This window comes from Pseudomonas sp. PDM31 (assembly GCF_019218965.1).
GTDB lineage: Bacteria > Pseudomonadota > Gammaproteobacteria > Pseudomonadales > Pseudomonadaceae > Aquipseudomonas.
Window position 1 is genome coordinate 1 of sequence record NZ_JAHUWS010000002.1, and the last position, 24,109, is coordinate 24,109.

25 protein-coding genes are annotated in these 24,109 nt (G+C 58.3%); 15 read left to right on the forward strand and 10 right to left on the reverse strand.

Features of this window, described 5'->3' with window-relative positions:
- Window positions 1-341: 341 nt before the first annotated feature.
- Both KW839_RS03240 and KW839_RS03245 read right to left on the reverse strand, forming a co-directional pair.
- The gene (locus tag KW839_RS03240) at window positions 342-1,562 is read right to left on the reverse strand and encodes a CaiB/BaiF CoA-transferase family protein (protein ID WP_060540404.1); all 1,221 of its coding nucleotides are present in this window, start codon (window positions 1,560-1,562) and stop codon (window positions 342-344) included.
- Window positions 1,563-1,573: 11 nt separating this feature from the next.
- Window positions 1,574-2,755: an acyl-CoA dehydrogenase gene (locus tag KW839_RS03245; protein ID WP_060540403.1), complete on the reverse strand. Its 1,182-nt coding sequence runs from the start codon at window positions 2,753-2,755 to the stop codon at window positions 1,574-1,576.
- 157 nt (window positions 2,756-2,912) lie between these two features.
- Between KW839_RS03245 and KW839_RS03250 the strand changes: the two genes are divergently transcribed.
- From KW839_RS03250 to KW839_RS03290, 9 genes are all read left to right on the forward strand, one after another.
- On the forward strand, window positions 2,913-3,812 hold the full coding sequence (locus KW839_RS03250) for a LysR family transcriptional regulator (protein ID WP_060540402.1): 900 nt from the start codon (window positions 2,913-2,915) through the stop codon (window positions 3,810-3,812).
- A gap of 436 nt (window positions 3,813-4,248) precedes the next feature.
- Window positions 4,249-5,370, forward strand: a complete 1,122-nt coding sequence (locus tag KW839_RS03255; RefSeq protein ID WP_060540401.1) for a Re/Si-specific NAD(P)(+) transhydrogenase subunit alpha — start codon at window positions 4,249-4,251, stop codon at window positions 5,368-5,370.
- Window positions 5,371-5,381: 11 nt separating this feature from the next.
- Window positions 5,382-5,735: an NAD(P) transhydrogenase subunit alpha gene (locus KW839_RS03260; RefSeq protein ID WP_218423418.1), complete on the forward strand. Its 354-nt coding sequence runs from the start codon at window positions 5,382-5,384 to the stop codon at window positions 5,733-5,735.
- A complete protein-coding gene (locus KW839_RS03265; protein ID WP_218423419.1) occupies window positions 5,732-7,165 on the forward strand; it encodes an NAD(P)(+) transhydrogenase (Re/Si-specific) subunit beta in 1,434 nt (477 codons plus the stop codon). The genes KW839_RS03260 and KW839_RS03265 overlap by 4 nt, the downstream gene beginning before the upstream one ends.
- Before the next feature lie 214 nt (window positions 7,166-7,379).
- Entirely contained in the window at window positions 7,380-8,873 is a 1,494-nt protein-coding gene (locus KW839_RS03270) for an acetyl-CoA hydrolase/transferase family protein (RefSeq protein WP_060540398.1), read from the forward strand.
- A 318-nt stretch (window positions 8,874-9,191) separates the two neighbouring features.
- Window positions 9,192-9,407, forward strand: coding sequence for a DUF1127 domain-containing protein (locus KW839_RS03275; RefSeq protein ID WP_060540397.1), 216 nt, complete (start codon window positions 9,192-9,194; stop codon window positions 9,405-9,407).
- A 321-nt stretch (window positions 9,408-9,728) separates the two neighbouring features.
- The gene (locus tag KW839_RS03280) at window positions 9,729-10,046 is read left to right on the forward strand and encodes a DUF2388 domain-containing protein (protein WP_060540396.1); all 318 of its coding nucleotides are present in this window, start codon (window positions 9,729-9,731) and stop codon (window positions 10,044-10,046) included.
- Window positions 10,047-10,299: 253 nt separating this feature from the next.
- Window positions 10,300-10,620 (forward strand): DUF2388 domain-containing protein, encoded by a 321-nt coding sequence (locus KW839_RS03285; RefSeq protein WP_060540394.1) that lies wholly within the window; start codon window positions 10,300-10,302, stop codon window positions 10,618-10,620.
- Between the two features lie 50 nt (window positions 10,621-10,670).
- A complete protein-coding gene (locus tag KW839_RS03290; protein ID WP_218423755.1) occupies window positions 10,671-12,578 on the forward strand; it encodes a DUF4105 domain-containing protein in 1,908 nt (635 codons plus the stop codon).
- 110 nt (window positions 12,579-12,688) lie between these two features.
- Here the strand turns inward: KW839_RS03290 and trpA are convergent, their stop codons facing one another.
- Together trpA and trpB are read right to left on the reverse strand one after the other, a co-directional pair.
- Window positions 12,689-13,501 (reverse strand): tryptophan synthase subunit alpha, encoded by an 813-nt coding sequence (gene trpA / locus KW839_RS03295; protein WP_060540393.1) that lies wholly within the window; start codon window positions 13,499-13,501, stop codon window positions 12,689-12,691.
- Entirely contained in the window at window positions 13,501-14,736 is a 1,236-nt protein-coding gene (gene trpB / locus KW839_RS03300) for a tryptophan synthase subunit beta (RefSeq protein WP_218423420.1), read from the reverse strand. Before trpB ends, trpA begins: the two co-directional genes overlap by 1 nt.
- 122 nt (window positions 14,737-14,858) lie before the next feature.
- Between trpB and KW839_RS03305 the strand changes: the two genes are divergently transcribed.
- On the forward strand, window positions 14,859-15,752 hold the full coding sequence (locus KW839_RS03305; protein WP_060540391.1) for a LysR family transcriptional regulator: 894 nt from the start codon (window positions 14,859-14,861) through the stop codon (window positions 15,750-15,752).
- On the opposite strand, the gene KW839_RS03310 is transcribed toward KW839_RS03305, so the two are convergent.
- Window positions 15,749-16,072 (reverse strand): YqjD family protein, encoded by a 324-nt coding sequence (locus KW839_RS03310; RefSeq protein WP_060540390.1) that lies wholly within the window; start codon window positions 16,070-16,072, stop codon window positions 15,749-15,751. The two genes, KW839_RS03305 and KW839_RS03310, sit on opposite strands and share 4 nt — an antisense overlap.
- Window positions 16,073-16,229: 157 nt before the next feature.
- Between KW839_RS03310 and KW839_RS03315 the strand changes: the two genes are divergently transcribed.
- The gene (locus tag KW839_RS03315) at window positions 16,230-16,445 is read left to right on the forward strand and encodes a dodecin (RefSeq protein ID WP_060540389.1); all 216 of its coding nucleotides are present in this window, start codon (window positions 16,230-16,232) and stop codon (window positions 16,443-16,445) included.
- Between the two features lie 119 nt (window positions 16,446-16,564).
- On the forward strand, window positions 16,565-16,786 hold the full coding sequence (locus KW839_RS03320) for a DUF1161 domain-containing protein (protein WP_060540388.1): 222 nt from the start codon (window positions 16,565-16,567) through the stop codon (window positions 16,784-16,786).
- A gap of 64 nt (window positions 16,787-16,850) precedes the next feature.
- On the opposite strand, the gene KW839_RS03325 is transcribed toward KW839_RS03320, so the two are convergent.
- A complete protein-coding gene (locus KW839_RS03325; RefSeq protein WP_218423421.1) occupies window positions 16,851-17,852 on the reverse strand; it encodes an LLM class flavin-dependent oxidoreductase in 1,002 nt (333 codons plus the stop codon).
- A 240-nt stretch (window positions 17,853-18,092) separates the two neighbouring features.
- On the opposite strand from KW839_RS03325, the gene KW839_RS03330 reads away from it, so the two are divergent.
- Together KW839_RS03330 and KW839_RS03335 are read left to right on the forward strand one after the other, a co-directional pair.
- Window positions 18,093-18,524 carry an OsmC family protein gene (locus tag KW839_RS03330; protein ID WP_060540386.1) on the forward strand — a complete coding sequence of 144 codons (432 nt, stop codon included), beginning with the start codon at window positions 18,093-18,095 and terminating at the stop codon, window positions 18,522-18,524.
- Window positions 18,525-18,650: 126 nt separating this feature from the next.
- Complete coding sequence (locus KW839_RS03335; protein WP_060540385.1) at window positions 18,651-18,884, forward strand: DUF1161 domain-containing protein; 234 nt, start codon at window positions 18,651-18,653, stop codon at window positions 18,882-18,884.
- Between the two features lie 5 nt (window positions 18,885-18,889).
- Here KW839_RS03335 and KW839_RS03340 read toward each other — a convergent pair whose 3' ends face one another.
- Window positions 18,890-19,312: a hypothetical protein gene (locus KW839_RS03340; RefSeq protein WP_060540384.1), complete on the reverse strand. Its 423-nt coding sequence runs from the start codon at window positions 19,310-19,312 to the stop codon at window positions 18,890-18,892.
- A 41-nt stretch (window positions 19,313-19,353) separates the two neighbouring features.
- Window positions 19,354-19,776, reverse strand: a complete 423-nt coding sequence (locus tag KW839_RS03345; RefSeq protein ID WP_218423422.1) for a hypothetical protein — start codon at window positions 19,774-19,776, stop codon at window positions 19,354-19,356.
- 61 nt (window positions 19,777-19,837) lie between these two features.
- On the opposite strand from KW839_RS03345, the gene KW839_RS03350 reads away from it, so the two are divergent.
- On the forward strand, window positions 19,838-20,920 hold the full coding sequence (locus KW839_RS03350; RefSeq protein ID WP_218423423.1) for an aminopeptidase: 1,083 nt from the start codon (window positions 19,838-19,840) through the stop codon (window positions 20,918-20,920).
- Window positions 20,921-20,971: 51 nt separating this feature from the next.
- Here the strand turns inward: KW839_RS03350 and KW839_RS03355 are convergent, their stop codons facing one another.
- Entirely contained in the window at window positions 20,972-22,201 is a 1,230-nt protein-coding gene (locus tag KW839_RS03355) for a nucleoside recognition domain-containing protein (RefSeq protein ID WP_060540381.1), read from the reverse strand.
- A 220-nt stretch (window positions 22,202-22,421) separates the two neighbouring features.
- The gene (gltP, locus tag KW839_RS03360; protein WP_060540380.1) at window positions 22,422-23,753 is read right to left on the reverse strand and encodes a glutamate/aspartate:proton symporter GltP; all 1,332 of its coding nucleotides are present in this window, start codon (window positions 23,751-23,753) and stop codon (window positions 22,422-22,424) included.
- Window positions 23,754-24,109: the final 356 nt, after the last annotated feature.

Here is a 24,109-nt window from a genome sequence, read left to right on the forward strand (position 1 = left end):
TTTCAAGGAATCCTTAACAACTTCAACCACTTGCGCTTTCGATCTCTCGTCAGCGGGAGGCGAATTCTACAGCGTTACACGCTGCTGTCAACACCTCTTTTTCAACTCCCTTTCGGCTTCGATGAACTGAAGCAACTTGCTGTCGAAAACTGCGTAACTCATTGTTTACCAAGGAGTTTTCCGTTTCGACTGCGCCGGAAGTGGGGCGAATTATAGGCTTCCAGAATCTGCCGTCAAGCGCTGATATTGCTTTTCTATCAATAACTTGTGAAAAGGGGCGAAACGGCCGGTTTCCCTCGTAGAAGGATGCCAAAAACACCTCTCTATATAGAAGGAGCCAATCAAAGTACCCCCGACTCCCTTAATGCAGCCACTTCGGCAACTCCCACTCCCAGGACTCGCTGCAAAACCTCCAGCGTATGCTCACCCAGCAAAGGAGGCGCATGTCGGTATTCCACCGGCGTCTCGGACAGTCGAATCGGGCTAGCCACCTGGGGCACCATTCCAGCCAGTGCATGGGGCAGCTCGATCGCCAACCCGCGCGCCTTGACCTGAGGGTCGGCAAACATCTGCGCCAGGTCATTGATTGGCCCGCACGGCACCCCGGCCTGCTCCAGCTGCGCCACCCATTCTGTCGTAGTCTTGAATACCGTTGCCTGGCGGATCAGAGGTATCAGCACCGCCCGGTTCGCCACCCGCAGCTTATTAGTAGCGAAACGCGGATCGTCAGCCCATTGCGGCTGGCCGGCCACTTCAGCGAACTTGCGGAACTGGCCGTCATTCCCGACCGTAAGGATGAAATCACCATCCGCTGTAGGAAAGTCCTGATAAGGCACGATATTCGGATGTGCATTGCCCAGTCGCTTTGGGGCATTGCCCGTCGTCAGGTAGTTCATGGCCTGGTTAGCCAGGCACGCCACCTGAACATCCAGCAGCGCCATATCAATATGCTGACCGCCACCATCGTGATCCCGGTGCGCGAGCGCCGCGAGGATTGCCACGGTCGAATAGAGCCCGGTCAGGATATCCGTCAGCGCCACGCCAACTTTCACCGGCCCCGCGCCGTCTTCGCCCTCAGGTCGCCCCGTCAGGCTCATGAGCCCGCCCAGCCCCTGGATCATGAAGTCATAACCCGCGCGCCTGGCATAAGGGCCGGTCTGGCCAAACCCGGTGATCGAGCAATAAATCAGGTCCGGGTTGATCGCCTTCAGTGATTCATAGTCCAGACCATAGGCCGCCAGACCTCCGACCTTGAAGTTTTCAATCAGGATGTCCGACTTGGCCGCCAGCTCACGCACTAACTTCTGCCCCTCGGGGCGAGTGAAGTCGATGGTGACCGATTGCTTGTTGCGATTGGCCGACAAGTAATAAGCAGCCTCGCTGGTGTTCTCGCCATAAGCGTCTTTAAGGAAAGGCGGGCCCCAGGCGCGCGTGTCATCGCCATTGCCCGGGCGCTCGACCTTGATCACCTCGGCGCCAAGGTCGGCCAGGATCTGTCCCGCCCATGGCCCGGCCAGCACCCTCGACAAATCCAGTACCCGTAGATGCGAAAGCGCGCCCATGCCCGTTCTCCTTAATAGAACGCCTGGATGCCGGTTTGCGCACGCCCCAGAATCAGCGCATGGACGTCATGAGTACCTTCATAGGTATTCACCACTTCCAGGTTGACCAGGTGGCGGGCGACGCCGTATTCGTCGGAGATGCCGTTGCCGCCCAGCATGTCGCGGGCCATGCGCGCGATGTCCAGGGACTTGCCGCAGGAGTTGCGCTTCATCATCGAAGTGATTTCGACGGCCGCGGTGCCTTCATCCTTCATGCGACCCAGACGCAGGCAGCCTTGCAGCGCCATGGTGATTTCGGTCTGCATGTCCGCCAGTTTCTTCTGGATCAACTGAGTGGCGGCCAGCGGGCGGCCGAACTGTTGACGATCCAGGGTGTATTGGCGAGCGGTGTGCCAGCAGAACTCGGCCGCACCCAGCGCACCCCAGGAAATGCCATAACGCGCCGAGTTGAGGCAGGTGAACGGACCTTTCAGGCCACGGACATCCGGGAAGATGTTTTCTTCCGGCACAAATACGTTGTCCATGACGATCTCACCGGTGATCGATGCCCGCAGGCCGACCTTGCCGTGGATCGCTGGAGCGCTCAGGCCTTTCCAGCCCTTCTCCAGCACGAAGCCACGGATATCGCCGGCGTCATCCTTGCCCCAGACCACGAACACGTCGGCGATCGGGCTGTTGGTGATCCACATCTTGCTGCCGGTCAGGCTGTAGCCGCCTTCCACTTTGCGTGCACGAGTGATCATCGCGCCCGGGTCGGAGCCATGGTCGGGTTCGGTCAGGCCGAAGCAACCAATCCATTCGCCCGAGGCCAGTTTCGGCAGATATTTCTGCTTCTGTGCTTCGGTACCGAACTCATTGATCGGAACCATCACCAGCGAGGACTGCACACTCATCATCGAACGATAGCCGGAGTCGATACGTTCGACTTCACGGGCAATCAGACCGTAGCTGACGTAGTTCAGGCCGCTGCCGCCGTACTGCTCGGGGATAGTTGCACCCAACAGGCCCACTTCGCCCATTTCCCGAAAGATCGCCGGATCGGTCTTCTCATGACGAAAAGCTTCGAGGACACGCGGTGCGAGCTTGTGCTGAGCGAATTGCGCGGCAGTGTCGCGAATCATCCGCTCTTCTTCGGTGAGCTGTTGATCCAGCAGAAGGGGATCGATCCAGTTGAAGCTAGCTTTACCGCCCATGAGTGTGTCCTCTCGAATCGGGTCAAATAACGTGGACTGATCCTAGGCCTGGCAAACCGTTACCGCAAACGAGGATTTTGCATACTGTTGTGCTAATTTCTCACTCCGTAACATCGTAAATGCGCGTTTGTGCGCTGTATTAGTGAGGCAGGAGTACATGCGCAGGAAGATACCCAGCACTACCGCCCTTATCAGCTTCGAAGCTGCGGCTCGACACGAGAGCTTCACAAAGGCTGCCCAGGAACTTTCGTTGACCCAGGGAGCGATTTGCCGGCAGATCGCCAGCCTGGAGGAATTTCTCGGCGTGGAACTGTTTCGACGCTCACGACGCGGAGTCAAGCTGACGGAAGCAGGACTTTCCTATAGCCGCCGCGTAGCCACGCAACTCGATGCCGTGGAGCGAGACACCCTCTCGGTGATGGGCCAACAGGGGACCAACGTGATCGAACTCGCGGTGGTGCCGACCTTCGGTACTCAATGGCTACTGCCCCGCCTCAAGGACTTCCAGCACAAGCATCCGGAAGTGACGGTCAACCTGACCAACCGCACCCGCCCCTTTCTGTTTGCCGATACCGATTTCGACGCCGCGATATATTTCGGGGACGCAGACTGGTCAGGTACCGAATCCCACAGGCTGATGGGCGAAAATCCGATGCCCGTGTGCAGCCCCAACCTGCTGGGGAACAAAGCAGCCCTGACGCCCGGTGAAATCGCCGATCTGCCTCTGCTGCAACAAACCACCCGCCCCTACGCCTGGCGCCAGTGGTTCGACTCCCAACATCTAAACGTCCCCCGCGACATGACAGGCCCCCGTTACGAGTTATTCTCAATGCTGGCCCAGGCAGCCATGCACGACATGGGCATCGCCCTGATCCCGCCCTTCCTGATTCAGAGAGAACTGACCGAGAAACGACTGGTGATCGCCAACCCCCAAGCCCTGTCGAGCATCAAGGCGTATTACCTGATGATTCCCGAAAGAAAGGTCGAATCAGCATCATTGAGGGCTTTCCGTGACTGGCTGGTGCATCAGGCACACAGCTACAGCCTAGAAGGATAAAGGCGCGCAACAGTTACTTGACCTCGTAGTCAGTAAAAAATGACACCTACAGATGTACGTATATGTCGCATAAACCTAACTGTGCGAAATCATCCTGAAAATCTCCTGGAAGCTACGGTAGGCACGGCTTTGAGCCACTATTACGCAGCAATGCCGCATCATTCATATGGCCGATGCGTAAAATCCACAAATCACCCAATATTCCCTGTAGCCCTTGATCTGCAAGGGATTGACCCGGGTAGTTGCGACATTCGGTCACGGGGTGACTTGTAGTTAATTTTCCGTCACCCATCATAATTCCTTGAAGGGTGCAAAGTTCGCCTGCAAAATGCCGCGCCCCGCCCTTTATTTGTGCGGGATCGTGCTGATCGGCCGCCCCAGCTGCGCCATCCGTAGTGCCTGGGTTTACTCAATAAGATCACGCAGGAGATTTGACGTGCACATTGGTGTTCCTCTCGAAACCCAGACCGGTGAAACTCGGGTTGCTGCAACCCCGGAAACCATCAAGAAGCTGATCAGCCAGGGTCATAAGGTCACAGTCCAAAGCGGCGCCGGCGTTAATGCCAGTGTTGTAGACAGTGCCTATGAAGCGGCAGGCGCAACCATTGGCAGCGCCAGTGATGCGTTTGGTGCAGAGCTGATCTTGAAAGTAGTCGCTCCCAGCGACAGCGAACTGGCGCTGATCAAAAGCGGCACCGTTGTGGTGGGGATGCTCAATCCTTTCAACAATGAAACCATCGCCAAGATGGCCGAATGCGGCATCACCGCCTTTGCCCTGGAGGCTGCGCCACGCACTTCCCGCGCTCAGAGCCTGGATGTGCTGTCCTCGCAAGCCAACATCGCCGGCTACAAGTCCGTATTGCTGGCCGCTCATTACTACCCTCGTTTCATGCCGATGCTGATGACAGCTGCGGGCACCGTAAAAGCGGCGCGCGTACTGATCCTTGGCGCCGGTGTCGCCGGCTTGCAAGCCATTGCCACGGCCAAGCGCCTGGGTGCGGTGATCGAAGCCTCGGACGTACGCCCTGCAGTAAAAGAGCAGATCGAATCCCTCGGCGCCAAGTTCGTCGACGTGCCTTACGAGACCGATGAAGAGCGTGAGTGCGCTGTCGGTGTCGGCGGTTACGCGCGACCAATGCCGGCCAGCTGGATGCAGCGCCAGGCCGTGGCCGTGCACGAACGCGCCAAGCAGGCCGACATCGTCATCACCACCGCCCTGATCCCGGGCCGTAAGGCACCGACGCTATTGAGCGCGGAAACCGTGGCACAGATGAAACCCGGCTCGGTGGTCATCGACCTCGCGGCGGCACAGGGCGGTAACTGCCCGCTGACCGTGGCCGATCAGGTGGTCGTCGAAAACGGCGTGACCATCGTCGGCCCGACCAACCTGGCGGCCGCGGTTGGCGCCGATGCCTCGGCACTGTACGCACGCAACCTGCTGGACTTCATGAAACTGTTGTTCGATAAAGAAGGACAACTGGTGATCAACCTTGAAGACGATATCGTCGCCGCGTGCCTGATGTGCCGCGACGGCCAGATCGTGCGCAAGAACGGCTGAGGATAAAAACAATGGAAGACATGCTGATCTCTCACGGTATCTACAACCTGATCATCTTCGTGCTGGCTATCTATGTGGGCTACCACGTGGTCTGGAACGTGACACCTGCACTGCACACACCACTGATGGCCGTGACCAACGCCATCTCGGCCATCGTCATCGTCGGCGCCATGCTGGCTGCCGCCCTTACTGTGACGCCGCTGGGCAAGACCATGGGCACCCTGGCCGTGGCCCTGGCCGCGGTCAACGTGTTTGGTGGCTTCCTGGTTACCCGGCGCATGCTGGAAATGTTCAAGAAGAAAGCTGCGGCAAAAGCTCCGGCAGCCAAGGCCGACGCAGTCAAGGCTGAGGTGCAGCAAGCATGAGCATGAATCTGGTTACCTCCCTGTATTTGATCGCCTCGGTCTGCTTCATCCAGGCGCTCAAGGGACTCTCGCACCCAACCACGTCGCGTCGTGGCAACCTGTTCGGCATGCTCGGCATGGGCCTGGCGATCCTGACCACGGTCGGCCTGATCTATAAACTGGGCTCCGAACTGGCCCAGGACGGCATCGTCTACGTGATCGTCGGCCTGCTGATCGGTGGTACCGCCGGTTCGATCATGGCCAAGCGCGTTGAAATGACCAAAATGCCGGAACTGGTCGCCTTCATGCACAGCATGATCGGCCTGGCTGCCGTGTTCATCGCCATTGCCGCAGTGGTTGAACCGCAGTCCCTGGGCATCGTTCAACAGCTGGGTGATCCGATTCCGGCGGGCAACCGTCTGGAACTGTTCCTTGGCGCCGCCATTGGTGCAATCACCTTCTCAGGCTCCGTGATCGCTTTCGGCAAGCTGTCGGGCAAGTACAAGTTCCGCCTGTTCCAGGGCGCACCGGTGCAGTTCCGCGGCCAACACAAACTGAACCTGTTGCTGGGCATGGCCACACTGGCCCTGGGCATCACCTTCATGCTGACCGGCGACCTCAACGCCTTTGCCCTGATGCTGGCCCTGGCCTTCGTCATGGGCGTGCTGATCATCATCCCGATCGGTGGCGCGGACATGCCGGTCGTCGTGTCGATGCTCAACAGCTACTCCGGTTGGGCTGCGGCGGGTATCGGCTTCTCGCTGAACAACTCGATGCTGATCATCGCTGGCTCGTTGGTAGGCTCCTCCGGTGCGATCCTCTCGTACATCATGTGCAAGGCGATGAACCGTTCCTTCTTTAACGTACTGCTAGGCGGTTTCGGCAATACAGCCGAAGCAGGTCCTGCAGGTGCCCAGGAGGCCCGCCCGGTGAAATCCGGCTCGGCCGACGACGCCACCTTCCTGCTGACCAACGCCGACACCGTGATCATCGTTCCGGGCTACGGCCTGGCGGTAGCACGGGCGCAGCACGCGCTCAAAGAGCTGACCGAGAAGCTGACCCATCGCGGCGTGACCGTGAAGTACGCCATCCACCCGGTTGCCGGTCGTATGCCTGGCCACATGAACGTATTGCTGGCCGAGGCTGAAGTGCCTTATGACCAGGTGTTCGAGATGGAAGACATCAACTCCGAGTTCGGCCAGGCCGACGTGGTGCTGGTGCTCGGCGCCAACGACGTGGTCAACCCGGCCGCCAAGAACGATCCGAAATCGCCGATTGCCGGCATGCCGATTCTCGAAGCGTTCAAGGCCAAGACCATCATCGTCAACAAACGCTCGATGGCCAGCGGCTATGCCGGCCTGGACAACGAACTGTTCTACCTGGACAAAACCATGATGGTGTTCGGCGACGCGAAGAAAGTCATCGAAGACATGGTCAAAGCCGTCGACTAAACCTCAGCGGCATACAGAACGCCCCGACTCGTCGGGGCGTTTTTGTTTGCGTAAATCGTCGGACAAAACTACGCTTTTGTTACCGATCCGGTAACGGTGTTTTGCTCTAAAGGCCCGGAATAGACACCTCTATTGCGACCTTGGTAGCGGGACAGAAGCCGGCGTAATTCACTAGACTGCACGCCCTGCTACCTGTTTCCCGAGATAACCATCCATGTACCGTGACCGAATTCGCCTGCCTTCCTTGTTGGACAAAGTGATGAGCGCTGCCGACGCTGCCGCCCTGATTGAAGACGGCATGACTGTCGGCATGAGCGGTTTCACCCGCGCGGGCGAAGCCAAGGCTGTACCTCAAGCACTGGCCGAGCGCGCCAAGGTCACACCGCTGAAGATCAGCCTGATGACCGGCGCCAGCCTGGGCAACGATCTGGACAAGCAACTCACCGAAGCCGGCGTACTGTCGCGACGCATGCCGTTCCAGGTCGACAGCACCCTGCGCAAGGCAATCAATGCCGGCGAAGTCATGTTCATCGACCAGCATTTGTCGGAAACCGTAGAGCAACTGCGCAACCAACAGCTGAAACTGCCCGACATCGCCGTCATTGAAGCCGTGGCGATCACCGAGCAAGGGCACATTGTGCCGACCACCTCGGTGGGCAACTCGGCCAGTTTTGCGATCTTCGCCAAACACGTGATCGTCGAGATCAACCTTGCCCACAACCCCAACCTGGAAGGTCTGCACGACATTTACATTCCGACCTATCGTCCGAGCCGCACGCCGATTCCATTGGTCAAGGTCGATGATCGCATCGGCAGCACCGCCATTCCGATTCCACCGGAGAAGATCGTTGCCATCGTGGTGACCAATCAGCCGGACTCGGCTTCCACCGTGCTGGCGCCGGATGCCGAGACCCAGGGGATCGCCGAACACCTGATCGGCTTCCTCAAGCAGGAAGTGGCCGCCGGGCGCATGACCAACAAGCTCGGTCCGCTGCAAGCGGGTATCGGTAATATTGCCAACGCGGTGATGTGCGGCCTGATCGATTCGCCATTCGAAGACCTGACCATGTACTCCGAGGTGCTGCAGGACTCGACGTTCGACCTGATCGACGCCGGCAAGCTGAGCTTCGCCTCGGGCAGCTCGATCACCTTGTCAAGCCGGCGCAATGCCGACGTGTTCGGCAACCTGGAGCGCTACAAGGACAAACTGGTGCTGCGCCCACAGGAGATCTCCAACCATCCTGAAGTCGTGCGCCGCCTTGGCATCATTGGCGTCAACACGGCGCTGGAGTTCGATATCTACGGCAACGTCAACTCCACCCATGTCTGTGGCACGCGGATGATGAACGGCATCGGTGGCTCGGGCGACTTCGCACGAAATGCACATCTGTCGGTGTTCGTGACCAAGTCGATTGCCAAGGGTGGGGCAATTTCCAGCGTGGTGCCGATGGTCAGTCATGTCGACCACACCGAACATGACGTCGACATCCTGGTGACCGAAATCGGCCTGGCGGACTTGCGCGGCCTGGCCCCAAGGGAGCGCGCGCGGGTGATCATCGATAACTGCGTACACCCGGACTATCGCCAGGCATTGAACGACTACTTCACCGCCGCCTGCGCTATCGGCGGGCATACCCCGCACATTCTGCGCGACGCCCTGAGCTGGCACATCAACCTGGAAGAAACCGGGCACATGCTCAAGAAGTAATTGGTACAGATAGCAGCTGGCACAAACACAGTTTCGTCAGCTGACTGTTACTAGCTCGAAACTCGCAAAAAACTGTACTTCTGTACTGGTCTTTTCCTACAGTAAATACCTACCACCTGAGCTAAAAACATCAAAAATGCACCATATAAGTGCAGACAGGTACAGTTGCCTCAATTTTGACCAGCACACCCCTCATAAACAGTTAACTGAGCTCTCACAATACAAATGAACTGTATCTACAGAGACTAGGCAAACAAGAGGATCATGGGCACCAGTTAACCACTACCTGATCCCGCCACAAGCGGAAGGATGCCCACCATGGAACGTACACTCAGTTCCGAACTGTTCTTCGAAGACACCGCTGCAAAATCCCAGGCTTCGATGCCTCTTCGCGTAATTGCCAGCCTGATGCTGTGGCAGCGCCGTATCTCCAGCCGCCATCAATTGGCTCGTCTGGATTCGCGTCTGCTGGCTGATGCCGGGATCAGCGAAGCACAACGCTACGAAGAGCTGAGCAAGCCGTTCTGGCGCTAAGTAAGCGTCGCTGGCTCTGACCTCAGGGTCCCTCGCCAGCAGCCCGAATTGAACAAACAAGACCCGTCGTGGGAAACCACGACGGGTTTTGTCGTTATGGGATCTATAACTGGCGGATAGTACAGTTTTCACAGGACCATATATCGACCAATACAGTTTCGTTGTAGACTCAGAAAACGACCGGTTCGTTGTATTTAATTCACGACTAGACTGTCGTAACCGGTTCACACGGGCCTAATATCACCGTAGACCGCGGGGAAGAGCGTTCGGGCTGACCCCAATTTGCTATATCTCTATCAAGCCTTCCAAAGGAGTTACACCATGTCCCGTCTTCGTCTGCTCAGCGCTGCAGCCCTGCTTGCCGTGGCTGCCAATTCCCACGCCACCAGTTTCGTCGTGACCACCGACGCTGTCGTCAACGCACTTAAAGCAACCTCCGATGCGACATCTAACGTCACATCTTCCTTCAAGGATGACAAAATTGTCCTTGCTGCCCGCGATGACGCTGCCAGCTATGTCGCCAGCGAAGGAGACATTCGTGGCGTCAAACTGGAAAGTGCTTTCGAACATATCCGCCAGCAGGCACCTCAACTGAATGCGACGGACGCTCAGTTGGCGCAGGCGATCCTGACCCTTTAAGCCAAACAGCGACATGGGACACGCTGGTCGTGTCCCATGCCTGGTGATCTGCGCACCCTCGACCATAAAAAGCTGCTTGCCGCCCAGGATGTCGTCACGGCGCTAATACCTGTGACGACCAACGCACAGACGCAAACTGGAATCGGCCCAGCAGTGCCTGCCCCGGACCAACCGAAACTTCGTGCCGGCAATCTTGAACTGGCGCAGGCTAATCTCGTCCAATAGATATCCTTTTTTTCTCCGGAGTCGTTCCATGCGTAACCCGCTGATTGCTGCCACCCTTGGCCTGTTGTTGTTAGCCGACATGGCCCAGGCACAGACCCTGGTTGCTACCAGTAACATATTGATCCGCGCCACCCAGCGCACACTGGATTTCACCTCCGACACCACCACTTCCATCCGCGATTCGAAAATTGTCCACGAAGCCCAGGACGATGCCGCCAGCTTCGTAGCCAGCAATGGCGACATACGTGGCGCCCACCTGGAATCCGCTTTCGACTTGTTGCGCACTCGGGTACCAGAAGCACGCGACGCCAGTGATCAGGATCTCGCCGAAGCCATCCTCGCACTGTGAGGCGCCCACGCACCTGGCTGCTGGCCGGGGCCTTGTTGCTGATCGGCAACATGGCCCACGCCGGACTTCAACTCAAGCTCAAGACCGAAGGCCTGAGCCCCGCACAACAGCATGCCAGCCAGGCATTGCTCGATGAAGCCATGCAGGCGCTACCGCCGCGCTTCATCGAGCAATTGGACCGGCGCATCGACGTCGGCTGGACCGATGACATGCCCGCCAACGCCTACGGCCAGGCGTCGCTGGTATCCGAGCTCGATCTGAACCACAACCTGTTGGCCAGCCTCACCGACGGCAGCGCGGCAAGCAAAAAAACCTATCGCCCCCATGGCACCGTCCGCCGGGAAATGCTGGCGACCGTGCTGCACGAATTGACGCACATCTACGATCGCTCGCGCCTGTGGCCGGATGAAGAACGCAGGCTCATCCAGCGTTGCACCCAGCGCAGCAGCACCTCAGGCTTGGTCGGCCTCCCGGACCAATGCCGCAGCCAGGCCGACCGGCGCTTTACGCTCAGCGACGATCCGCGCTTGCTCGACCTCGCGGGTTGGCAGCAATACGTCGGTCGTCGCGGTGAACGCGAACAGCACAACCGCCAGATCGCCCGCAGCCCGGACATCTATGAGATCAGCAGCCCGAAGGAGTTTGTCGCGGTCAACATGGAGTATTTCCTCCTTGACCCAAGCTATGCCTGCCGGCGTCCTGCACTGTACCGCTACTACAAAGAGCACTTCGGCTGGGCGCCCGCCGCCAAGGATAACTGCGGCAAAACCTTCGCCTTCCTCAATGCCGGCAGCGACTTCGCCAAAACACCTCTTGGGCAGGTAGATCCGGAACGGGTCTATGCCGTCGATTATCTTCTGGCCGAGGCCAACCAGAACTGGGTCAGCCGCTGGGGCCATAGCATGTTGCGGCTGGTGATCTGTGCACCGGGCCGCCCCCGGGGGCCAGACTGCCGACTGGATCTGGACCAGCACCTGGTATTGTCTTATCGCGCCTTCGTCGGCGATGTACAGCTGTCGAGCTGGGACGGGCTTGTGGGTAAATACCCGTCGCGCCTCTTTGTTCTACCGCTGGCCCAAGTGATCGACGAATACACCAAGACCGAACTGCGCAGCCTGGCCTCGGTGCCGCTGAACCTGTCGCGCAGCGAGATTGAAAACGTCGTGGCACGTGCCGCCGAAATGCACTGGAGTTACGACGGCAACTACTTCTTCCTGTCCAACAACTGTGCGGTGGAAGAGCTGAAACTACTGCGCAGCGGCACTGACAATGCGCGTCTGGTAGCACTCGACAACATCATGCCAAATGGTCTGCTCGAAGTGCTCAAAGGACGCGGACTGGCGGATACCAGCGTGCTGGACGACCCCCGGGAAGCCCTGCGCCTGGGTTATCGCTTCGACTCCTTTCGCGATCGCTACCAAGCCATGTTCGAGGTTCTGAAAAAGCAGTTGCCGATCAAACAGGAAACCGTCGAAGGCTGGCTGGACCTCAAAGCCGAGGAGCGGCGCAAATGGTTCGAGCAGGCTGATTTGCGTACCAGTGCGGCGTTGCTACTGCTGGAGCAGGCAAGCTACCGTCAGCAGTTGCTGCTGGCCCAGGATGAAGTGAAACAGCGTTATCTGGGTGCCCGCGAACTGAAAAACGGCGGCATGGACAAGGCCAATGAAACACTCAAGCAGATACTCGCCAATAGCGGCTTCCTCAGTCGTCCCGCGGAACTGCTCGGCAGCGGCGGTTATGGTTTGCCGCAACCGGGCGAGTGGCAGCATCTGGAATCAGAAAGCAGCGAGCGACAGAAGCAGCTGCTGGCGCTGTCCGGAGATCTCGACAAAGAGGTGAGGGCGCTGCTGGAACCGAGCCGCGCAGCCGAGATCGCCGCCAACGAAGCCAACGTGAAACAGATTGGCGGACATCTGCGCAAGTTACATAAGGCAGCGGGTGGGCTGGAGCTGCCCTGAGACCTCACGACACAGACAGCGAAAAGGGCCTCAAAACGTAGTCTTGAAGCCCTTTTTTGCTTTTCAGTCTTGTCGCAAGGCTCTGATTCCCTGTAGCAGGAACTTCACCCTCAGCTGACGCGAGCCTTGCGCACGCCTTCAGCCAATGCCGAGCACAGGCTCAGCACGCCATCCACGGCCTGCTCCGCTGTGGTGGCATTGGCAATGTGATCAATCAACGCCGATCCAACCACCACACCATCGGCCAGGCGGGCGATGGATGCTGCCTGCTCTGGCGTGCGGATGCCGAAACCGATGCTGATCGGCAGGTCGGTATGACGACGCAGACGGGCGACGGCCTCTTCAACGTGCTCCAGAGTGGCGGCGCCAGCACCGGTCACACCGGCCACCGACACGTAATAAACGAAGCCGGAGCTGCCATTGAGCACGGTTGGCAGGCGCACATCATCGGTGGTCGGCGTGGTCAGACGGATGAAATCCAGTCCCGCAGCCTGGGCCGGGTCGCACAGTTCGGCGTTATGCTCGGGCGGCAGGTCGACCACGATCAGCCCGTCAACGCCGGCCTCTTTGGCCTCGGCAATGAAGCGCGGCACACCGTACATATGGATCGGATTGAAATAACCCATCAACACCAGCGGCGTCTCGGTATTGCCCTGGCGGAACTCGCGGACCATTTGCAGGGTTTTCGCCAGGTTCTGTTTGGCACCCAGGGCGCGAATGTTGGCGAGCTGGATTGCCGGGCCGTCAGCCATCGGGTCGGTGAAGGGCATGCCCAGTTCGATCACGTCGGCGCCAGCGGCAGGCAAGCCTTTGAGAATCGCCAGGGACGTGTCGTAGCTCGGGTCGCCTGCAGTGACGAAGGTCACCAGGGCGGCGCGATTCTGTTCCTTGAGTTCGGCAAAACGGGTTTGCAGGCGGCTCATCAGTGTTTCTCCTGCTTCGACTGCTCTTGTTGAGAGTGTTCCATGTGGTGCATCACGGTCTGCATGTCTTTGTCGCCACGGCCGGACAGGTTGACCACCATCAGGTGATCCTTCGGCAGGGACGGTGCGCGTTTAAACACTTCAGCCAGGGCGTGGGCGCTTTCCAGGGCTGGAATGATCCCTTCCAGGCGGCAGCATTGATGGAACGCGGCGAGGGCTTCGTCGTCGGTTACCGAGGTGTACTGCACGCGGCCGATATCATGCAACCAGGCGTGTTCCGGGCCGATACCCGGATAGTCGAGACCAGCGGAGATCGAGTGGGCGTCGATGATCTGGCCATCGTCGTCCTGCAGCAGGAAAGTGCGGTTACCGTGCAGCACGCCCGGTACGCCGCCGTTCAGGCTGGCTGCGTGCTTGCCGGTCTCGATGCCGTAGCCAGCCGCTTCAACACCAATGATCTCGACGCTCTTGTCGTCGAGGAACGGATGGAACAGGCCCATTGCGTTGGAACCACCGCCGATGCACGCCACCAGGCTGTCTGGCAGGCGACCTTCCTGGGCTTGCAGCTGATCACGGGTTTCCTTGCCGATCACCGCCTGGAAGTCGCGAACCATTGCCGGGTACGGGTGCGGACCGGCCACGGTGCCAATCAGGTAGAAAGTGCTGTCGACGTTGGTAACCCAGTCGCGCAGTGCTTCGTTCATCGCATCCTTGAGGGTGCCGGTGCCGGCCACCACCGGGATCACTTCAGCGCCCAGCAGCTTCATGCGGAACACGTTGGCCTGCTGACGCTCGATGTCAGTGGTACCCATGTAGATCACACAATCCAGGCCGAAACGCGCAGCCACGGTAGCTGTCGCCACCCCATGCATGCCGGCGCCGGTTTCGGCGATGATGCGCTTCTTGCCCATGCGCCGCGCCAGGAGGATCTGGCCGATGCAGTTGTTGATCTTGTGCGCGCCGGTGTGGTTCAGCTCTTCGCGCTTGAGGTAGATCTTCGCGCCCCCGCAGAACTCGGTCAGACGCTCGGCGAAATAAAGCGGGCTTGGACGACCTACGTAATCGCGCTGGAAGTAGGCCAATTCTTCCTTGAATGCAGGATCTTCCTTGGCCACTTCGTATTCACGGGCCAGATCGAGGATCAACGGCATCAGGGTTTCAGCGACATAGCGGCCACCGAACGAGCCAAACAGGCCGTTGGTGTCAGGGCCGTTGCGCAGATTAGTCTGGGTCATGGGGCGCTCCAGTTGAATGCGATAAGTGATACGTAAAGAGACAATGGGCTTCACTGTACCCCTGCCGCCCCGGACTGAAAACCGATAAGATCGCCACAACCTGTCAGGAAAACTCACAGATAATGAGCCACGATCTTCCCCCGCTCAATGCCCTGCGCGCCTTCGAGGCCACTGCCCGATTGAACAGTGTCAGCCAAGCCGCCGACCAATTGCACGTCACCCACGGCGCGGTTAGTCGACAACTGAAATTACTGGAAGAACACTTGGGTGTGAGCCTGTTCATCAAGGAAGGCCGCGGCTTGAAACTCACAGATGCAGGTATGCGCCTGCGTGACGCCAGCAGCGAAGCGTTCGAACGCTTGCGCAGCGTCTGCGCCGAGCTCACACAAAGCACTGCAGATGCGCCATTCGTGCTGGGCTGCTCTGGAAGCTTGCTGGCTCGCTGGTTTATTCCGCGATTGGGGCGGCTGAATGCCGATCTGCCGGACTTGCGACTGCACTTGTCTGCCGGAGAAGGTGATCTGGACCCGCGCAGACCCGGCCTGGATGCCTTGCTGGTGTTTGCCGAACCACCGTGGCCAGCAGACATGCACGTCTTCGAACTGATCAGCGAACGCATAGGGCCAGTCATGAGCCCCCGCTTCGAAGGCTATGACAGGCTCAAAGGAGCGCCTGACACCGTGCTGGTGACGCAACAGCTACTGCACACGACCTCCCGCCCACAAGCCTGGCCCAGTTGGGCACAACAGCGCGGCCTCGACGCCAAGGCGTTGAATTACGGCCAGGGTTTCGAGCATTTGTATTACTTGCTGGAGGCTGCTGTCGCAGGCTTGGGTATTGCGATCGCTCCAGAGCCCCTGGTGGCGGAAGACTTGAAGGCCGGTCGCCTGGTTGCGCCATGGGGTTTCAGCGAAACCCCGGCGCAACTGGCATTGTGGTTACCCAAGCGCGCAGCGGATGGGCGCGCCCGGCAATTGGCGCAGTGGCTCAAGAACGAATTGTTTCGGCGGGATTAGTCACGCTTGCATAACAGATAAGCGGCCAGCAGGCCCAGCGCGCCCACGGCGACACCCGCTGTAGTCCAAGGGTGGTCCTGGGCGTAGTCCCGGGTCGCAATTCCGGTTTCGCGGGTTTTGACCTTGACCTCTTCATAGGCATCGCTAAGCAGATGACGAGAATGCTTGAGGGCATTTTCGGCATTGCTTTTCAGGTTTTTCAGGGTCTTGCGCGACTCGTCCGAGGCGTCGTCCTTCAGACTTTCCAATGACTTGAGCAGACTCTCGATCTCCGCTTCCATGCTTTGCAATGAGGCTTTACGTAACGAGGTGTTGGCCATGGTGGCTCTCCTGCATTGATGATCAGTGGCGTGTGTTGGTTGGGACTTCAGGGCGCCGAGAAAGTGCAGTAAATCTGAACTGCACCCAGGATCAACCAACACAAGAAATACGAAAAATCACTGCTAGGCTGTAATTCACACGCCCGAGGAGTACGCCATGTCTGACCACCACACCTACAAGAAAGTCGAACTGGTTGGCTCGTCCACCAGCAGCATTGAAGATGCGATCAACAACGCATTGGCCGAAGCCAGTAAAAGCCTCAAGCACATGGAATGGTTTGAAGTGATTGAAACCCGAGGCCATATCAAGGATGGCAAGGCGGCGCACTTTCAAGTCACCCTCAAGGTCGGATTCCGGATTGCCAGCAGCTGACGTTGGTCTAGTCTTCTGAACTTGCGCACTGGCCGAGTGCCGTAGGGATTGGCAAAGCGCTATTTGATAGCGTCCGGCTGACCGCTGGACCCAGTTGATCCGACCAGAGAAGGCAACCGATGAAGAAGTTTATTTTGGCGGTAGGTTTGTTGAGCCTTGCAGGTGGTGCGCTTGCGGGCGGCAAACCATGCGAAGAGCTGAAAGCCGAAATCGCAGCGAAACTCGATGCCAAAGGCGTATCCGGTTATTCACTGGAAATCGTCGATAAAAGCCCCGCAGTCAACGGAAAAGTAGTCGGCACCTGCGAGGCCGGTGCCAAAGTGATCGTTTATAAGAAGTAGGCAGATATGAAAGAAAAAGCCGACGCCCAAAGCGTCGGCTTTTTTGCCGCTGCCGTTGGGACGGTCAGCCTTGCATGACCTGCGCCAGCAACTCGTAGGAGTGCACTCGATCCGAGTGTTCGTACAAGTCGCAGGTGAAAATCAGTTCATCAGCCTGGGCTTGCTCGATCAGCACCTCCAGCTTGGCGCGAATTTTCTGCGGGCTGCCGACCATGGCCAAGCCAAGGAAATCGCGCACGGCATCTCTTTCATGGGGCAGCCACAGGCCGTCCATGGACTCCACCGGCGGGCGTTGCACCAGGCTCTGGCCTCGCATCAACGCGAGAATCCGCTGGTACACCGAAGTCGCCAGGTAGTCGGCCTGCTCGTCGGTGTCGGCAGCCACCAGCGGCACACCGAGCATGACGTAGGGTTTATCCAGCACCGCTGATGGCTTGAAGTGGTTGCGGTAGACGCGAATAGCTTCATGCATGTAACGCGGAGCGAAATGGGACGCGAAGGCGTAGGGCAAACCGCGTTCGCCCGCCAGTTGCGCGCTGAACAGGCTCGAACCCAACAGCCAGACAGGCACATTGGTACCGGTGCCTGGCATTGCGATAATCCGTTGGTCGGCAGTGCGCGGGCCGAGGTAGCGAATCAGTTCAGCCACATCGTCCGGAAAGTCGTCGGCACTGCCGGAGCGTTCGCGGCGTAATGCGCGGGCAGTCATCTGATCGGAGCCGGGGGCACGACCAAGCCCCAGGTCGATTCGGCCCGGATAGAGACTTTCCAGCGTGCCGAACTGCTCGGCGATCACCAGGGGTGCATGGTTGGGCAACATAACCCCACCCGAACCGACACGAATGGTTGACGTGCCACCGGCCAGATACCCAAGGAGCACTGACGTCGCGGAACTGGCGATACCGTCCATGTTGTGGTGTTCAGCGACCCAGAAGCGGTTGTAGCCGAATTTCTCGACGTGTTGCGCCAGGTCCAGGGAGTTGCGTAGCGACTGGGCCGGGCTGCCATTTTCGCGCACGGGTACCAGGTCGAGGGTCGAGAACTTGATATCGGACAGTCGTTTCATGAACCTGCTTCTCCAATGGCGGGGCGCAGGTTGGTCCTTGCGAACGGAAACCTGGCGAATTCAAAAGCGTGGTTAATGCAATGTGGGCATATACCCGAGTTTCAATAGCCGAGTAAAAATTCGTCGCAAAAAAACTGCCTGATCAGACCAGATGAACTTTGAGGCACCGTCTATCCTCACAACCCTGGTAATCGAAAACCACAAAGGCGCGATCTTCGCGCCACTCTTGAGGAGACAGGCATGGCTATCACAAAGAAAGCATCGGCTCATTGGGAAGGTGATCTGAAAACCGGCTTAGGCTCGATATCCACCGAAACCGGCGTACTCAGAGACGCGCCCTACGGCTTCAAGGCACGCTTCGAAGGGGGCAAGGGCACCAACCCCGAAGAACTGATCGGCGCAGCCCACGCGGGCTGTTTCTCCATGGCATTCTCAATGATTCTGGGCGACGCCGGCCTCAAGGCCGAATCCATCGACACCAATGCCGAAGTCACCCTCGATCAGGTGGAGGGTGGTTTTGCGATCACCGCAGTAAAACTGATCCTCAAGGCGAAAATTCCCGGGGCGACTCAGGCGCAGTTCGAAGAACTCAGCAACAAGGCCAAGGAAGGCTGCCCTGTGTCTAAAGTGCTGAATGCGAAAATCAGCCTGGATGCAACTCTAGTGAGTTGATAGGTGGCTGCCATAAAAAAGATCGCAAACCGCGATCTTTTTTATGGCCCGCAAGATTTGCCGGTCAAAATGTGGTCGAATAAATGACAGCAGACCGTTCGCGCTGCCTCAAATGGAGTTTGAACCATGAAACGTTTTGCCCTGGCGATTATCGGTTGCATGCTGGCCACTTCGGCTTTGGCCGCGCCGAAGCCTTGTGAAGAACTCAAGGCTGAGATTGAAGCCAAGATCCAGGCCAGCGGTGTTCCGTCTTACACGCTTGAAATCGTGAAGAATGACGAAGTGCACGATCAGAACATGGTCGTCGGCTCATGCGAAAACGGCACCAAAAAGATCATTTACCAGAAAAATGACCGCTGACTCGCTCACATCAGGCAATACGACTCCCGATCCTCGGCAACGATCTCGCGCTTGGCGTTATACAACCGGGCACCGGGCGTGAAGGCGATCGAACGGCCTTCGAGCACATAACGCTGGCCTGCCTCAAAGTGATCGTAGTTGATGGTCAGATAGCAAAGCCGCTCCGAAGGGCCGTTCATCATGCCCAGGCCACCCCCACCGGGCACTTCGAAGTCAAATCTTACGACCAGCTCATGGCTGCCGGGAGTGACCTCAAAAAAGCGCCCGTCACGTAATCGCTGTTTGTCCAGACGCTCGGCCATCAGCAATTTATCGTTGGGGAAGGGCGTCGAGAACTCGACCCAGGCCATTTGCGGATTATGCGCCGGCAACGGGCTCTGGCAGCCGGTGACAACGCTTACGGCGAGCAACAGCATTAACCTGCGCATGATGAACGTCCAAAAGGATTATGCGTTCAGCATAACGCCGATCAGGTGCGTTGGCAGCCCGCCGGTGTGGCCTGCCCAATCACTTTTCGCTGCTGATCGTAGAGTTTTGCCCAAGGCCGAAAACCAATGTTTCCCGCTTGCAGCTGATAACGCTCTCCGGCATTGAATTCCTTGAATTTCAAATTAAGCTGGCAATCGCGCCGTAGCGGCTCGGCGTCAGGGCCGATGTTGGTCGGCTGCACCTCGAACTGGTACCTAACCGTCAACTCATGACTACCGGGCTGAACCTCGAAGTAGCGCTTGTCCTCGGTGGCTTTGTCATCAACCTCCAGCGCTTGCAACGCCGTATCCTCTTGATGCGAATCAAGGTCGATCCACGCTTGCGCCGGGTCATGGCGGGGTATTCCAAATCCAGCACAGCCGGCCAGCATCAGCAGGCTTCCTGCCATTATCAACATGCGCATAGCGGAGCTCCAGTCAGGCGGGATAGTCTTGCGGGGCAGACTCTCCAGGGAAGATTTTATTTTGATCAGGCCGCCTCCAAGCCTTGGGTTACTTGATCGCGTTTTTCGCGTTTTGTTTCCGGGTGTGTTGTTTTTCTTGCTCAACGGTTGCTCCAGCATCAGCTATTACAGCCAGTTGGCCAGCGGTCAGCTGCAATTGCTGCGGGCGAGGGAGCCGGTCTCCAGTGTGATCGCCGATCCCGCCCGCGATCAGAAACTGCGTGCACATCTGACCCAATCGCAAAAAGCCCGGACCTTTGCCAGCCAGCACCTGCACCTGCCGGATAACCAGAGCTATCGACTGTATGCCGATATAGGTCGGCCCTATGTGGTGTGGAATGTCTTCGTCACCCCGGAGTTTTCCCTGACACCGGTGAACCATTGCTTCCCCATTGCCGGTTGCGTGGCCTATCGCGGCTACTACAGCCAGAGCGCGGCCCGGGGTGAGGCGGCGTTGCAGCGCCTGCAAGGCATGGACGTATCGATTGGTGGCGTCGAGGCTTATTCGACGCTTGGCTGGTTCAATGACCCGATCATGAGTTCGATGATAGGCTGGGGCGATGAGCGACTGGCCACTCTGATTTTTCATGAGCTGGCACATCAGCGCTTTTATGTGCAGGACGACACTGAGATCAACGAATCTTTTGCCACCTTCGTCGAGCAGGAGGGCACTCGCCAATGGCGCGCTTCACGCCATCTGCCACCCGACGACAATGCTCAGGCACGTCAGCGCGCCCGGTTCATCGAGTTGGTTCTTGATACCCGCATACGACTTGAAAAGCTCTACGCCATGGCGCTGCCACCGGAGCAAATGCGTCAACGCAAAGCTGCGCAGTTCGAGCGCCTGCGCAGCGAATACCGACAGTTGCGTGACAGCCAATGGGCAGGAGACAAGCGTTATGACGCCTGGATCAATGCGCCTATGAACAATGCCCGGCTACTGCCGTTTGGCCTGTATGACCAGTGGGTGCCGGCATTTGCGGCATTGTTCCGGCAGGAGCAGGGGGATTGGCTGAAGTTTTATGCGGCAGTGGCGAAGCTTGGCAAATTGCCGGCGGGTGAACGCAAGGCTGCGCTGCAGGCGCTGGCGAATCCCCCAAACTAGCCTCATTGCCAGCGCCACCGGCAGCAACCTCACTGCTGCGGGAGTTGGCGGTTAGCCGAAGAACCAGTAACACACCCAGATCGCACCCAGCACCCCGGCCAGTTCCGCCAGCAATGCACAGCCGACCGCATGCCGCGCCCGCTGGATTCCCACTGCGCCAAAATACACCGCCAACACATAGAAGGTCGTTTCAGTACTGCCCTGAACCGTTGCCGCAACCAACGCCGGGAAGCTGTCCACACCGGACGTCTTCATGGTTTCAATCAGCATCGCCCGGGCGGCGCTGCCTGAAAAGGGTTTGACCATAGCCGTCGGCAACGCATCGACGAAGCGCGTATCCCAACCGGCCCACTCCACCAAGTGGCGAATCCCGTCCAGACCGAAGTCCAGTGCCCCGGACGCACGCAGCACACCCACCGCACAAAGCATCGCCACCAAATAGGGCAGCAGGTTCTTCGCCACGTCGAAGCCTTCTTTGGCGCCTTCGACGAAGGCCTCGTAAACCTTCACCTTGCGCAGCGCGCCGATCAGCAAAAACAGCATGATCAAGCCAAACAGCGTCAGATTGCCGAGGATTGAGGACAGGCCGGCCAGGGCAGTTGCCGATAGGGTCGCCAGTAACGCCATGAAGCCGCCGAGGACGAGGGCGCCTGGAATCAGATAAGCCAGCACCACCGGGTCCCAGATGCGCAGACGTTGCATGAACGCCACCGACAAGAAGCCGACGATGGTCGAGCAACTGGTGGCCAGCAGAATCGGCAGGAACACCAGCGTCGGATCCGGCGCGCCTTGCTGGGCGCGGTACATGAAAATGGTCACCGGCAGCAGGGTCAGGGAAGACGCGTTGAGCACCAGGAACAGAATCTGCGCGTTACTGGCGATGGTGGCGCTGGGGTTCAGCTCCTGCAGGGCTTTCATCGCCTTGAGGCCGATCGGTGTGGCGGCATTGTCCAGCCCCAGGCCGTTGGCGGCGAAGTTCAGGGTGATCAAGCCGATCGCCGGGTGACCGGGCGGAACTTCCGGCATCAGGCGTAAAAACAGCGGCCCCAACGCCTTGGCCAGCCACTCGACAATTCCGGCTTTCTCGGCGATACGCAGAAACCCGAGCCAGAGGGTAAGGGTGCCGAACAGCAGCACCATAACTTCGACCGACAGCTTGGCCATGGCGAAAATGCTTTCGACCATAGCGGCGAAAATCCCGGCGTTACCACCCACCAGCCACTGCGCCAGCGCCGAAACGGCGGCCACGATGAAGAACCCAAGCCACAGGCCATTAAGCATCAGTCAAATCCCCCAAAAGATGGGCGAATGATAGCGGGGTGGCCAGAAACGACAAACCCCGGATTTCTCCGGGGTTTGTTTGTAACGGCTGGCTCGGGTCACTGTAGGAGCGAGCCTGCTCGCGATGACGTACTCACAGGCAACATTGATATCGACTGATCTACCGCTATCGCGAGCAGGCTCGCTCCCCCAGGAAAGCCAAGTTCCACATGGCTGTGCATTAGCTGCTGGTAGTCTCACCAGCTGGCAGCTTCTCTTTGCTGCGCCAGTGCGGCAGGGAGTTCCAGTAGCGCTGGCCCTTGGCATCGTCGTACATGCCTTCCCAACGGGCGATAACCAGCACGGCCAGGGCGTTGCCGATCACGTTCAGCGCGGTACGGGCCATGTCCATGATGCGGTCGACACCGGCAATGAACGCCAAGCCTTCCAATGGAATGCCGACACTGCCAAGCGTCGCCAGCAGCACCACGAAGGACACACCCGGAACGCCAGCGATGCCTTTTGAGGTGACCATCAGGGTCAGTACCAGCAGCAATTGCTGGCCGACCGACAGGTCAATGCCATACAGCTGGGCAATGAAGATCGCCGCGATGCTTTGGTACAGGGTCGAACCGTCTAGGTTGAACGAGTAACCGGTCGGCACGACAAAGCTGCAGATGGCCTTCGGTGCACCGTAGGCTTCCATCTTCTCGATCACCCGTGGCAGCACGGTTTCGGAGCTGGCGGTGGAGTAAGCCAGCACCAGCTCATCCTTGAAGATGCGCATCAGCTTGATCACCGAGAAGCCGAACAGGCGAGCGATCAAGCCCAGGACTACGAAAGCGAAGAAGGCGATGGCGACATAAACCAGAATCACCAATTTGGCCAGCGGCAGCAGGGAAGCGAAACCGAAGTTGGCCACGGTCACCGCGATCAGTGCGAAAACGCCGATCGGGGCGTAGTTCATGATCATGTGAGTGACCTTGAACATGCTTTCCGACACGCCCTGGAACATCTTCACCAGCGGCTCGCGCAGATCCGACTGCAGGCTCGACAGACCGAGACCGAACAGCACGGAGAAGAAGATGATCGGCAGCATTTCACCCCGAACCATGGCCGCGAAGATGTTCGACGGAATCAGGTTGAGGATGGTCTGGATGAACGCATGTTCATGCTGGACTTCGGCAGCTGTAGCCTGGTACTTGGAGATGTCCACAGTACCCAGGGTGCTCATGTCGATGCCGGCACCTGGGTGGAACAGGTTAGCCAGAAGCAGACCCACCACGATGGCGATAGTGGTGACGATCTCGAAGTAAATGATGGTCTTGAGGCCGATGCGCCCCAATTTCTTGGCGTCACCAACACCCGCGATGCCGACAATCAGAGAAGAGATCACGATTGGAATCACGATCATCTTGATCAGACGGATAAAGATATCGCCCGCTGGTTGCAGCACGTTGCTGATCCACCAGGCTTTTTCGGCACTGAAATGGTTGAGCAGCGCACCGATTGCAATCCCCAATACCAGACCGATGAGGATCTGCCAGGCGAGGCTAAGCTTTGCCTTCTTCATATCTTTACCCTTACTTGCGTTTGACTCAGGGAGATGCGCGAACTGGAACGCTTGTGGCGCAAAAGTCTGTGCATCTGCCCCCCGTATAAGGTGCCCCCGGAACGCGTATTTACGGCTCTCTGGCAGGCGAAAAAAGGCGCAACTATTCCGATGCAAGGAAGCGACGTCTAATGCCGTAAACGCCTACCCCATGCCGAATCGGCATGAGGTTTTATTTGCGAAACGCGCGTCCCAACTGGTTCGAATGCGACATTTCGGCAGGCATAAGTGCCGTGAACCGGCCATCACAGGGGAGTTTGGTTGTTTTTTGAACAGCTCAAGAAAGAGGGATTTTTTACAAAAACAGGAGTCAGGCT